At 62.6% G+C, this 13,468-nt stretch carries 10 protein-coding genes; 9 read left to right on the forward strand and 1 reads right to left on the reverse strand.

Features of this window, described 5'->3' with window-relative positions:
• Positions 1–299 precede the first annotated feature (299 nt).
• The 9 genes from GJ699_RS08495 (at position 300) to GJ699_RS08535 (ending at position 12,773) form a co-directional block, all read left to right on the forward strand.
• Entirely contained in the window at positions 300–1,091 is a 792-nt protein-coding gene (locus tag GJ699_RS08495; protein WP_154375011.1) for an MHFG family PEP-CTERM protein, read from the forward strand.
• A 151-nt stretch (positions 1,092–1,242) separates the two neighbouring features.
• A complete protein-coding gene (gene map, locus GJ699_RS08500; RefSeq protein ID WP_154375013.1) occupies positions 1,243–2,061 on the forward strand; it encodes a type I methionyl aminopeptidase in 819 nt (272 codons plus the stop codon).
• 19 nt (positions 2,062–2,080) lie between these two features.
• A complete protein-coding gene (locus tag GJ699_RS08505; protein WP_154375015.1) occupies positions 2,081–4,648 on the forward strand; it encodes a [protein-PII] uridylyltransferase in 2,568 nt (855 codons plus the stop codon).
• Between the two features lie 19 nt (positions 4,649–4,667).
• Entirely contained in the window at positions 4,668–5,417 is a 750-nt protein-coding gene (locus GJ699_RS08510) for a pseudouridine synthase (RefSeq protein ID WP_195763500.1), read from the forward strand.
• Between the two features lie 205 nt (positions 5,418–5,622).
• A complete protein-coding gene (locus GJ699_RS08515; protein WP_154375017.1) occupies positions 5,623–6,294 on the forward strand; it encodes a flagellar brake protein in 672 nt (223 codons plus the stop codon).
• Positions 6,295–6,342: 48 nt separating this feature from the next.
• A complete protein-coding gene (locus GJ699_RS08520; protein ID WP_154375019.1) occupies positions 6,343–9,738 on the forward strand; it encodes a hybrid sensor histidine kinase/response regulator in 3,396 nt (1,131 codons plus the stop codon).
• Positions 9,722–10,642 (forward strand): response regulator transcription factor, encoded by a 921-nt coding sequence (locus tag GJ699_RS08525; protein ID WP_154375021.1) that lies wholly within the window; start codon positions 9,722–9,724, stop codon positions 10,640–10,642. The genes GJ699_RS08520 and GJ699_RS08525 overlap by 17 nt, the downstream gene beginning before the upstream one ends.
• A gap of 42 nt (positions 10,643–10,684) precedes the next feature.
• Positions 10,685–11,965 (forward strand): DUF445 domain-containing protein, encoded by a 1,281-nt coding sequence (locus tag GJ699_RS08530; protein ID WP_154375022.1) that lies wholly within the window; start codon positions 10,685–10,687, stop codon positions 11,963–11,965.
• Positions 11,966–11,969: 4 nt separating this feature from the next.
• Positions 11,970–12,773 (forward strand): substrate-binding periplasmic protein, encoded by an 804-nt coding sequence (locus tag GJ699_RS08535; RefSeq protein ID WP_371867496.1) that lies wholly within the window; start codon positions 11,970–11,972, stop codon positions 12,771–12,773.
• On the opposite strand, the gene urtE is transcribed toward GJ699_RS08535, so the two are convergent.
• Positions 12,770–13,468, reverse strand: coding sequence for an urea ABC transporter ATP-binding subunit UrtE (gene urtE / locus GJ699_RS08540; RefSeq protein ID WP_154375149.1), 699 nt, complete (start codon positions 13,466–13,468; stop codon positions 12,770–12,772). The two genes, GJ699_RS08535 and urtE, sit on opposite strands and share 4 nt — an antisense overlap.

Genomic DNA, 13,468 nt, shown 5'->3' on the forward strand with positions numbered 1-13,468 from the left:
CCCTTGTCGATCGGATTCGCGTGTTTAAAATAAATAAAAACTGATGAATTGCTCAAATCAGATTCAAGCAACCCGAGATTCTACTCTGAAAACAACCACTTGAGCAAGTTTTCTCAATACCGTCACCGACGCACTACCAAGGTGCAAGTGTTGCTTGCAATGCACTAGCCCGGAGCCTTACATTATTTTTTCAACAAACAATCTACGAATTGTAATATCATATGGAAATCCAAGTTTCGATAAATAAATTCTTTGCCGCCCAAACCCTGCGATAGCGCCCTTTTTGAAAGTTCGCCATCATGTCCGCATTACTAGCAGTAACCTTAGCCGCCGCGATACAACCCAGCTGCTCCTGGGATCATCCCGGCCGCAATCCGTACACTGGAACCACCGCGGCCGCCATCGACCGCTATACCGACATTCCCGCCGCCGTGCGCAGCACGCTCAAGCGCCGCATGGAAGAGCACCAGTCGGACGACACCGTCAGCATCACCCGCGACAGCATCAGCGGCAAGAACCAGTACAACCCGACCATCCGCAGCATGCACTTCGGTGCCGCCTCGGTGTGTGGCACCGTGACCCGCGACAAATGGGCGGAAACCCGCAATGAATCGGGCGCCGTCTATTGCGTGGGCGAGCATTGCATCCTGGTCCCCAAAATTTGCGGCAACGTCAGCCGCATCAGCAAGATCGACCCCGCCGCGGCGCAAAAGCCGGCAGTCGCGGCACGGCATGAGGGCGACGAGCAAAAACCCGCCCAGTTTGCCGATATGCACCTGGAAGATCCGGAAAGCCGCGACCCAACCCTGTCGGCGGACGACTTGAACGACCTCGACCCGGAGAGCGCCGCCAAGCGGCGACTGGCGCAGGCCCAGAATCTGGCACAAGCGCTGACGCAAGAACAGGATGATCAGGCGCGCAGCCTGCGCAACGGTGGCGGTGGCGGCGGTGGCGGTGGTGCCAGCGAAGGCGAAGGCGCAGTCAGCCCGGTACCGGAGCCCGACACCTGGGCCATGCTGCTGGCCGGCCTGGGCCTGGTTGGCTGGGCCGCGCGTCGCCGCGCCCGTCGCGCCACCGACGGCGCTGAATAAACCTCGGTCGGCTTACCCAACACTGCCACACCGCCACACCGCAAGCCGCGCCGTCGTTTATAATTTCGACATATTGATTGCACGCCAGCCGCCGCCCGCTCCGGGCAGCGCTTGGCGTGCGCACCGTTTACCTAGCTGATTGCGATCCAATATGTCTATTTCCATCAAAACCGCCGAAGATATCGAAGGCATGCGCATCGCCGGCCGCCTCGGCTCCGAAGTGCTCGACTACATCACCCCCTTCGTCAAGCCAGGCGTCACCACCGGCGAGCTGGATCGGCTGTGCCATGAATACATGGTCAACGTCCAGGGCACCATTCCGGCGCCGCTGAACTACTGCCCGCCCGGCTACACGCCCTACCCCAAGGCCATCTGCACCTCGGTCAACGACGTGATTTGCCACGGCATCCCGGGCGACAAGGTGCTGAAAAGTGGCGACGTGGTCAACCTCGACATCACCGTCATCAAGGATGGCTACCACGGCGACAACAGCCGCATGTTCTTCATCGGCGAACCGTCGATCCTGGCCAAGCGGCTGTCGGACGTCACCTATGAATGCATGTGGCTGGGCATCCAGCAAGTCAAGCCGGGCGCCACGCTGGGCGACATCGGCCACGCCATCCAGACCCACGCCGAAAAAGCCGGCTACAGCGTGGTGCGCGAATTCTGCGGCCACGGCATCGGCAAGGTGTTCCACGAAGAGCCGCAGGTGCTGCACTACGGCCGTCCCGGCACCGGCGTCAAGCTGGAAGCCGGCATGATCTTCACCATCGAACCAATGATCAACGCCGGCCGCCGCGAAATCCGCGAAATGGGCGACGGCTGGACCATCAAGACCAAGGATCGCAGCCTGTCGGCGCAGTGGGAACACATGCTGGTGGTGACCGACACCGGCTACGAAGTGCTGACCCTGTCGGCCGGCAGCCCGCCGCCGCCAGCGTTCATCACTGGCACCGCCAAAGCGGCGTAACCCGGTGTCCGCGGCCGTGATGAAGAACGAACTGCGCGAGCAACTCAAGCGCCAGCTGAAGGCCGACCGCCAGGTCGTGATTGCCGCCTTCAAGGACGACGGCAAGCCGGAAAAGCTGCTGCGCAGCCTGCGCCAGAGTGTCGACGCGGTACTCTGCACGGCCTGGCACGCGGCCGGCCTGCCGGCCAATACCGCGCTGATCGGCGTCGGCGGCTACGGTCGCGGCGAGCTGTTCCCGTATTCGGACATCGATCTGCTGATCCTGCTGGAACAGGCGCCCGACGCCGCCGCCACCGAAAAGCTGGAAGAGCTGGTGCAACTGCTGTGGGATCTGGGCCTGGAAATCGGCCACAGCATCCGCACCGTGGACGAGTGCCTGACCGAATCCGCCGCCGACATCACGGTCCAGACCAGCTTGCTGGAAGCGCGCATCATCTGCGGCGACGACGTCCTGTTCGCCGAGCTGCAGCGCCGCTACAACCAGGCGATGGACCCGCGCGCCTTCTATCACGCCAAGCTGCTGGAAATGAAGCAGCGCCACGCCAAATACGAAGACACCGCGTTCAGCCTGGAGCCGAACTGCAAGGAAAGCCCGGGCGGCCTGCGCGACCTGCAGGTGATCCTGTGGCTGGTGAAGGCGGCCGGCCTGGCCACCTCGTGGCGCACGCTGGCCACCAGCGGCCTGATCACCCAGACCGAAGCCAAGCAGCTGATGGAAAAGGAAGGCGCGTTCAAGGATATCCGCATCCGCCTGCACCTGCACGCCGGCCGCCGCGAGGACCGGCTGGTGTTCGACGTCCAGACCGCGATTGCCGAATCGCTGGGCCTCACCGCCACCGGCAGCGGCGTCAATATGCGCCGCGCCAGCGAATACCTGATGCAGCGCTATTACTGGGCCGCCAAAACCGTCACCCAGCTGAACACCATCCTGCTGCAAAACATCGAGGAACGGCTGTTTCCGTCGGAAGGCGTGGCGGTGCCGATCAATGAGCGCTTCAACGACGTCAACGGCCTGATCGACATTGCCGACGACGATACCTTTGAACGCACGCCCTCGGCGATGCTGGAAATCTTCCTGCTGATGACCGAGCGCCCATCAATCAAGGGCATGACCGCGCGCGCCACCCGCGCGCTGTGGCACGAACGGTTTCAGATCGATGCCGCGTTCCGCGCCGATCCGGTCAACCGTTCGCTATTCCTGCGCATCATGCAGGCGCCGCAAGGCATCATCCACGCGCTGCGCCGCATGAACGACCTGTCGATCCTGGGCCGCTACCTGCCCAACTTCCGCAAGATCGTCGGCCAGATGCAGCACGACCTGTTCCACGTCTACACGGTGGACCAGCACATCCTGATGGTGGTGCGCAATATGCGCCGCTTCACCATGGCCGAGCATGCGCACGAATATCCATTCTGCAGCCAGCTGATGGCCAACTTCCCGAAACCGTGGGTGCTGTTCCTGGCCGCGCTGTTCCACGACATCGCCAAGGGCCGTGGCGGCGACCACTCCAAGCTGGGCATGGCCGACGCTGAACAGTTCTGCCGCGAGCATGGCCTGGAGGAGGAAGATACCGAGCTGATCATCTTCCTGGTCGAAAACCACCTGACCATGTCGCAGGTCGCGCAAAAGCAGGACCTGTCCGATCCGGACGTGATCCAGGCCTTCGCCAAACTGGTCGGCGACGAGCGCCATCTGACCGGCCTGTACCTGCTGACGGTGGCCGACATTCGTGGCACCAGCCCGAAAGTGTGGAACGCCTGGAAGGCCAAGCTGCTGGAAGACCTGTACAAGATCACGCTGCGGGTGCTGGGCGGCGAGCCGCACAGCGCCGCCAACGAACTGCGCAACCGCCAGGACGAGGCGCTGGCCACGCTGCGCCTGTACGGCCTGGAAACGAATGCGCACGAAGCCTTCTGGCAGCAGCTGGACGTGGCCTACTTCCTGCGCCACGACGCCTCCGACATCGCCTGGCAGACCCGTGCCCTGTACGACCGCTTCAACAGCGACAAGCCGGTGGTCAAGTGCCGGCTGGCGCCCATTGGTGAAGGGCTGCAGATCGCGGTCTACATCCAGGATCAGCCGGACCTGTTCGCGCGCATCTGCAGCTATTTCGACCGCAAGAATTTCAGCATCCTGGACGCCAAGATCCACACCACGCGCCACGGCTATGCGCTGGACACCTTCCTGGTCACCGAGCAGAATTTCGCCAAGAGCTACCGCGACATCATCAGCCTGATCGAGCACGAGCTGTGCGCGCTGCTGACCACGCCGGGGCCGCTGCCGGCGCCGTCCCAGGGCCGGCTGTCGCGGCTGTCGCGCACCTTCCCGATCCAGCCGACGGTGGACCTGCGGCCGGACGAGCGCGGCCAGTACTACCTGCTGTCGATCGCCGCCAACGACCGCACCGGCCTGCTGTATTCGATCGCCAATGTGCTGACCAAGTACAAGCTCAACCTGCACACCGCCAAAGTCATGACGCTGGGCGAGCGCGTCGAAGACGTGTTCCTGATCGACGGCGCCGCCCTCAGCAATGCACGCAACCAGATCCAGCTTGAAACCGACCTGCTGGAAGCCATCAAGGTTTAACCGTTTTAAAGAGTTAGCAATGTCAGAAGAATTACTCCGCCTGTCCAAACGCATGTCCGAACTGGGCCTGTGCTCGCGCCGTGAGGCCGACGAATGGATAGCGCGCGGCTGGGTGCGCGTCGACGGCAAGGTCGTCAGCGAACTCGGCACCAAGATTTATCCGAGCCAGAAAGTCACGGTCGAACGCCAGGCCGCCGCCGAGCAATCCAAGCGGGTGACGGTGCTGATCAACAAACCGATGGGCTACGTCAGCGGCCAGGCCGAGGACGGCTACCAGCCGGCGGTGGCGCTGATCAAACCGGAAAACCGCTGGCCCGACGACCCGTCCAGCGAACAATTCCACCCGACCCAGCTGCGTTCGCTGGTGCCGGCCGGCCGCCTGGACATCGATTCGGTCGGCCTGCTGGTGCTGACCCAGGATGGCCGCGTCGCCAAGCAACTGATCGGCGAGCACACCGACATCGACAAGGAATACCTGGTGCGGGTCGAATACACCAAGCCGGGCAAGCTGCCGGACAGCGAGCTGAAAAAGCTCAACCATGGCCTGTGGATGGACGGCAAACCGCTGCTGCCGGCCAAGGTGCGCTGGCAAAACGACGACCAGCTCAGCTTTACGCTGCGCGAAGGCAAGAAACGCCAGATCCGCCGCATGTGCGAAATGGTCGGCCTCAAAGTTGTCGGATTGAAACGCGTACGCATCGGGAAAGTGAAACTGGGTGACCTGCCTGTTGGACAATGGCGCTATCTGCGCCCGGACGAACGCTTCTAAGCCACAATCAGCGAAAATTTCTTGCTATTTTGCAAGCCAAAACTGACAATCCGCTGTAAACTGCGTGGATCGACCTCGCATTGTAGAGTCATTAGCAAAGAGATATGCCGTCGTGAACGATCCTATACCAAATGAATTCCGTCGCGGGCCTCCCACCCTAAAAGATGCTGTGGAGCCAATCGCGGCGGGTTCGCACCCGCATGACATGACCGATGACAATGAAATCGGTGATGCCCTGACCATGCTGTCGCAAATTGGCGAAGCGGTGTCGATTTATCCATCCAGCGCCACCAATGTGGTGATGGCGCGCATCAAATCGGTCGATCCCAAAGAGCCCCACTTCGTGATGGAACTCAACGAAGGCGAGTTTCTGCCGCCGGGCGAGGCCACTTTTGTGGCCTGGCTGCGCTCGGCCAAGATCCAATTCAAGCTGAGTTCGCCGGAATGGTCATCCAAGCCCAACGAGCCGACCCTGATTCCGATGGAGTTCCCGCTCAAGTGCCAGGTGCTGAACCGCCGCGCCTCGACCCGGCTGGAAACCCCGCTGGGGGTCTATTACATGGCCTCGTTCGTGCTCAACGGCAAGCCGTATGAGCTGCAACTGTACGATTTTTCCGCCGGCGGCGTCGGCATGCGCGCCGCGCCGCGCGACGCGGTCGGCCTGCACGTCGGCCGCAAGCTGCAGCGGGTAAGGCTGGAACTGGGACCGGATTCGGTGATGATCGCCGACCTCGAAGTACGGCTGTCGCGCACCTTCCGCTCCTTCCTGCTGGGCGAGCAAGTGCAGATCGGCTGCCAGTTCGCCAACCTGTCGCCACAGATGAAGGATGAGCTGGACCGCTTGCTGCTCAAACTGAACAGCGGCCGTGGCCGATAAGGTACATTTCTTGCTTGAAAAGCAGCTAGTTCACTAGCTGCTTTTTTTATGACCACGACACAGCGCATCGTCAAAATCCGGCGCGATTACAACACCTGGGTAGCCAACGAAACCATCGAGGACTACGCGCTGCGCTTCACGCCGCGCGCATTCCGCAAGTGGTCGGTGTTCCGCGTCTCGAATACCGCGTTTGGCGCCATTTCCTTCCTGGTGCTGGAGGCGATCGGCGGTACCATCACCGTCAACTATGGCTTCATCAATGCGCTGTGGGCCATCATGGCGGTCGGCCTGATCATCTTCCTGACCGGCCTGCCGATCAGCTACTACGCCGCGCGCTACGGCGTCGACATGGATTTGCTGACGCGCGGCGCCGGCTTCGGCTACATCGGGTCGACGATATCGTCCTTCGTCTACGCTTCGTTCACGTTTATTTTGTTCGCGCTGGAAGCGGCCATCATGGCCTATGCGCTGGAACTATACTTCCACATGCCGCTATGGCTGGGCTATATGGTCAGCGCGCTAGCGGTGATCCCGCTGGTGACGCACGGCGTCACGCTGATCAGCCGCATCCAGATGCTAACCCAGCCGGTGTGGCTGCTGCTGATGGCGCTGCCCTTCATCGCCATCTGGCTCAAGCGTCCGGAGCTGCCGGGCGAGCTGCTGCACTACGCCGGCCGCAATGGCGCCAATGGCCAGTTCAATATGCTGATGTTCGGCGCCGCCACCGCCGTCGGGGTGGCGCTGATCACGCAGATCGGCGAGCAGGTCGACTTCCTGCGCTTCATGCCGCAGCAGACGCGCGACAACCGGCTGCGCTGGCATCTAGGTGTACTGATCGCGGGACCGGGCTGGATTTTGCTCGGCATCGCCAAGATGCTGGGCGGCGCGCTGCTGGCCTATCTCGCCATCAGCGTCGCCATGCCACTGGAACAGGCGGTCAATCCGACCCATATGTATTTGACCGGCTTCGGGCTGGTGTTCGACCGCCCGCAGGCGGCGCTGGCAGCCACCGCGCTGCTGGTGGTGGTGTCGCAGGTGAAGATCAATATGACCAATGCCTATGCCGGCTCGCTGGCCTGGTCCAACTTCTTCGCGCGCCTGACCCATAGCCATCCGGGCCGCGTGGTGTGGGCCGTGTTCAACGCGCTGATCGCGGTGATGCTGATGGAGCTGGACGTGTTCCAGGCGCTGGATCAGGTACTGGGGCTGTATTCCAACATCGCCATCTCGTGGATCACGGCGGTGGTGGCGGACCTGGTCATCAACAAGCCGCTGGGCCTGAGCCCCAAGGGCATCGAGTTCCGCCGCGCCTACCTGTATGACATCAACCCGGTCGGCGTCGGCGCCATGCTGCTGGCGTCCGCACTGTCGGTGGCGGCGCACATGGGCGTGTTCGGCCAACAGGCGCAAAGCTTCTCGGCGTTCATCGCGCTGCTGACGGCGCTGCTGACGTCACCAGCGATCGCCATTGCCACCCGTGGACGCTATTACACCGCACGTCCAGCCACGCCGGTACACAGCAAGACCTGCGTGATCTGCGAAAAGGAATACGAGGCCGACGACATGGCGCACTGCCCGGCCTATCAGGGTTCGATCTGCTCGCTGTGCTGCTGCCTGGACGCGCGCTGCAATGACACCTGCAAACCGCACGCGCGCGTGGCCGTGCAATGGCAGGAAGCGATGCGCGCGCTGCTGCCGCAATCGCTGTGGCGCTACCTCAGTAGCGGGCTGGGACACTATCTGCTGCTGATGATCGTCACCGTGCTGTCGCTGGGCGCGCTGCTAGGGCTGATCTACTACCACGAACAATCGGTGCTGCCGGCCAGCGCCACCGCCCTGCTGCCGCAGCTGCAGCTGGTGTTCTTCAAGATCTTCGCCGCGCTGCTGCTGGCCAGCGGCATCGTCGCCTGGTGGCTGGTGCTGACCAGCGAAAGCCGCCGCGTGGCGCAGGAAGAATCCAACCGCCAGACCGGTTTGCTGACGCGCGAGATCGAGCTGCACCAGCAGACCGACGCCCAGCTGCAGCAGGCCAAGCATGCCGCCGATCTGGCCAACCAGGCCAAGAGCCGCTATATCGCCGGCATCAGCCACGAAATCCGCACCCCGCTCAACTCCATACTCGGCTATGCCCAGTTGCTGGACAACGACCCGGCGATACCGGCCCATCGCCAGCAGGCGGTGCGCGTGATCCGCAACAGCGGCGAACATCTGCTGTCGCTGATCGAGGGCACGCTGGATATCGCCCGCATCGAAGGCGGCAAATTCAACTTCGACATGAAGGAGCTGGACTTCCCCGACTTCATCGGCCAGGTGGTGCGCATGTTCGAGCTGCAGGCCGCCAACAAGGGGCTGAGCTTCAAGTACGAGCTGACCGGCAGCCTGCCGCGCTGCGTGCGCACCGACCGCAAGCGGCTGGGACAAATCCTGATCAACATCCTCGGCAACGCGGTCAAATTCACCAGCCAGGGCGGCATCGTGATGCGGTTGCAGTATGCGCGCGAGATGGCGTCGATCGAGATCGAGGACAGTGGCCCCGGCATCCTGCAGGGAGAGATCGACCACATCTTCGAACCGTTCTCGCGCGGCAGCGCCAGCGCGCACGCCAATGCCAGCGGCACCGGCCTCGGTCTGCCGATCGCGCGCATGTTGACGCAGCTGATGGGCGGCGAGCTGAAAGTGCGCAGCATGCCGCAGCGCGGCAGCGTGTTCCAGGTGCGGCTGTTCCTGCCCAGCGTGCACGCGCCGCAGGGCCGCGCGCTGCGCGGCGGCGACGCCCAGCCGGCCGCCGCGCTGCAGCGCACCGGCTATCGCGGCCCGCGTCGCCGCATCCTGGTGGTCGACAACGAACGCGTCGACCGCGAGCTACTGTTCAACATCCTGCAACCGCTGGGCTTTGAAGTGGAGCAGGCCGAATCCGGGCTAGAATGCCTGGACCTGTACACCAGCTTCCAGCCAGACCTGATCCTGATGGATCTGGCCATGCACGGCATGGATGGCTGGGAAGCCAGCTACATCCTGCGCCGCAAGCGCATGTCCACGGTGCCAATCGCGATCGTGTCGGCCAACGCCTTCGACAAGGGCATGGAAAACCCGGCCGGCATTCGCGCCGAAGATTTCTTTATCAAGCCGGTCAACGTGAGCGAGCTGCTGGATTGGATAGGCGCGCGGCTGTCGCTGGAGTGGATTACCGAAGCACCGGCCGCGCCGCCAGCCGCCGCAACGTCACAAGAGATGGTGTTCCCGCCACCGGAAGCAATGACCGCGCTGCGCGAGCTGATACGCATCGGCTATGTACGCGGCATCAAGAACAAACTGGATGAAATCGGCGCACTCGATCCGCGCTACCAGCCCTTCACCCTAACCATGCACAACTTCGCCGGCCGCTTCCAGCTCGACGCGATGGCGGACTTTGTGAGAGAGACCAACAATGAACTTCAACACTGAAGCCGCGAATGCCACGCTGGTGCTCGTGGTGGATGACGTCCCCGAGAACCTGGCCGTGCTGCACGACGCGCTGGACGAATCGGGCTACACGGTGCTGGTGGCGAACAACGGCGAGAGCGCGCTGCTGCGCGCCGCCGAGGCGCAACCACACATCATCCTGCTGGATGCCATCATGCCCGTGATGGACGGCTTCGAAACCTGTCGCCTGCTGAAGGCCAACCTGGCCACGCGTCACATCCCGGTGATCTTCATGACCGGCCTGACCGAGCAGGAACACGTGGTGGCCGCATTCGCGGCCGGTGGCAACGACTACGTCACCAAGCCACTGCGCACCAGCGAAGTGCTGGCCCGCATCACCTCCCACATGAACACCGCGCGGCTGATGGATCAGGCGCGCAGCGCGCTGGACGCCTTCGGTAACGCCGTCATCGCGATGACGCCGCGCGACGGTAAAGTGGTCTGGCAAACGCCGCTGGCGCGCACACTGATGCAGGGTTATATGGTGGATGCCGAGCTGCCGGCATGGCTGCAAGCGACACAGTTGGCGCACAGCCAGGGCCAGTCGCACCCGCCACTGACGCTGGCGCGCGGCAGCCGCCGGCTGATCTTCTCGGCGGCGGAATTCAGCGAGAATGAGCAATGGATGATCGTGCTGCGCGAGGAATCCGATGATGCGCAAATCGAAAAGCTGATGGCATCCTTCAAACTGACGCAGCGCGAGTCCGAGGTGCTGAACTGGGTCATCAAGGGCAAGACCAACCGCGACATCGGCAACATCCTCGGCACCAGCCCGCGTACCGTCAACAAACATCTGGAACACGTCTTCATTAAGCTGGGGGTTGAAACCCGCACCTCGGCCGCCTCGGTCGCCCTGAACAAAATCCGCGCTTCGGCCGGTTCCTGAGCTGCGCGCACCTGCCCGGCCGGTCATGCCATAATGGCCGGCATGACCAAGGAACAGGAACTTCTACGCTCCAAACGGCTTGCGCTGTCGCTGCTGGCGGCAGCGGCGGCGGTGTTCGTCGTCACTTCGCTGCTGCCGCGCGGCTTCTGGATCGACGGCCTGCGTGCCATCTCGGAAGCCGCCATGGTTGGCGCGCTGGCCGACTGGTTTGCCGTGGTGGCGCTGTTCCGCCGCGTGCCTATCCCCTTCGTGGCGCGCCACACCGCCATCATCCCCAGTAACAAGAACAAGATCGCGGACAATCTGGCGGTCTTCGTCGAGGATAAATTCCTCAAGCCGGAGGCGCTGGCGGCGGTCATCCTGAAGACCGATCCCGCCACCAATGTGGCGCAGTGGCTGAAGGAGCCGGCCAACCGCAACTACCTGGCAGCGCATCTGGCCAAACTGGTGCCGGAAATCCTGGCCACCGCCGACGATGCCCGCATTCAGGAACTGCTGCGCGACGCACTGCACGCCGCCATCGGCAAACTGGATATGGCGCCGTCGCTGGGCACCGTGATCCACAGCCTGACGCGCGACGGCCGCCATCAGGAATTGCTGGATGATGGCATGCGGGCGCTGATCGGCATTTTGAACAAGCCGGCCACGCGGCAGATGATGGCGGAGCTGATCGCGTCCTGGCTGAAGCGCGAACACCGCGCCATGGAAATCATGCTGCCAACTGAGTGGATCAGCGAAAGCGGCGCCACCATGATCGCCAATACGCTCAACAACATCATGGAAAACGTCGCCGCCGACCGGGACCACAAGCTGCGCGCCCGTTTCGACGAGATGGTGCAGCGCTTCGTGGTGCGGCTGCAAAGCGACCCCGCCTTCATCGCCAAGGGTGACGAATTCAAACGCTATCTGCGCGATAGCGACACCTTTAACCGCTACACGCGCGAGCTATGGAGCAGTGTCCGGGATTGGATACGCACCGATATAGAGCGCCCCGACTCACATCTGAGCACCGGTGTGGTGCAAGCCAGCGCCTGGCTCAGCGAAGAACTGTTGGCGCACCCCGACATGCGCACCTCTTTGAACCAGCACCTGGCCGGCATGGCGCGCACGCTGGCGCCGGCCTTCTCCAGCTTCCTCACGCGCCACATCAGCGACACCGTGAAAGCGTGGGAAGACAAGGACATGTCGCACCAGATTGAACTCAATATCGGCAAAGACCTGCAATTCATCCGCGTCAACGGCACGCTGGTGGGCGGCATGATCGGCTTGCTGTTGTATGCCTGTTCGCAGTTGATGGAATGGATGACTATCATGTTAGGATAGACACGTGCTCAAATACTGTCTGCCCCTGCTGATCACGACGATATGCGCTGCCGCGCAAGCAGCGGATATTCCCGTCACTGTTTACGCCGACGCCGGCTATCCGCCCTATTCCTACGAAAAGGACGGCAAGCCCGCCGGGCTGTATTACGAAATCGTGCATGCCGCCTTCGCGCGCATGCATGGCTATAAGATCGAAGTGCAGACCGTGCCCTGGAAGCGCGGCATGGCCTTGCTGCGCAGCGGCAGCGGCTTTGCGCTCTACCCACCCTACCTGAATACCAAGGACGAGCCCTGGACCTGGCCATATTCGCTGCCGCTGTATGAAGAGCGCGTGGTGGCGGTGTGCCGCAAGGACGTGCTGGCCGCCAAGCCGCGCAAGCGCTGGCCGGAAGACTTCTACGGTCTCACCATCGGCAACAACGCCGGCTTCATCGTCGGCGGCGAGGCGTTCGAGCAGGCCGTACGCAACGGCAGCCTGCGCATGGAAGAAGGCAAGGACAGCGAGACCAACATCATCAAGCTGGGCATGAAGCGCATTGATTGCTACATCAACGACCGCGTGTCGATACAGTGGACCCGCAATCAGCTCAAGGCCGAGGGCAAGCTGGATGAAGGCGGCGCCCACGCCGAAATCGGTGAGGCGACGGTGATCGCGGTGGAACAAGGCTTCCTTGGCTTCACCGACCGCGATAACGGCAAGTACACCTACAAGTCAGACTTCGTCAAACAGTTCGACACCATCATCTACCAGATGAAGCGTACGGGCGAAATCGACACCATCGCCCGCAACTTCTTCAAGAACCACTAAACCGCCAGGTGGCGCTTGACGTCCGGGTCGTTCATCGCGGCCTGGGCGCCGGAAGCCACAACCTCACCGCGCGACAGCACCACGAACTGGTCGGCCAATTCCTGCGCGAAGTCGAAGTACTGCTCGCACAGCAGGATGGCCATGTCGCCGCGCTGGCGCAGCAGCCGGATCACATTGCCAATGTCCTTGATGATGGAGGGCTGGATGCCTTCGGTCGGCTCATCGAGGATAATCAGCTTGGGTTCCGCCAGCAGCGCGCGCGCGATCGCCAGCTGTTGCTGCTGGCCGCCGGACAGGTCGCCGCCGCGCCGATGCAGCATCTCCTTCAGCACCGGGAACAGTTCATACACCTCGCCCTTGATGGTGTGCGCCTTCTTGCCGCTATGCGTGGCAAGGCCCATCAGCAGATTTTCCTCCACCGTCAGCCGGGCGAAGATCTCGCGGCCCTGCGGCACGTAAGCGATGCCGGCGCGCGCACGCTGGTGCGGCGCCAGCTTCGTGATGTCGCGCCCTTCCAGCTTGACGCTGCCGGCCGATACCGGCAGCACGCCCATCAGGCATTTGAGCAGCGTGGTCTTGCCGACGCCATTGCGGCCCAGCAGCGCCATGCATTTGCCCTTTTCCAGTTCCAGCGACACGCCGCGCAGCGTGTGCGAGGAACCATAGTATTGGTTGATTTTTTCTACTTGCAGCAT

Source organism: Duganella guangzhouensis (genome assembly GCF_009674535.1).
Classification (GTDB): domain Bacteria; phylum Pseudomonadota; class Gammaproteobacteria; order Burkholderiales; family Burkholderiaceae_D; genus Rugamonas; species Rugamonas guangzhouensis.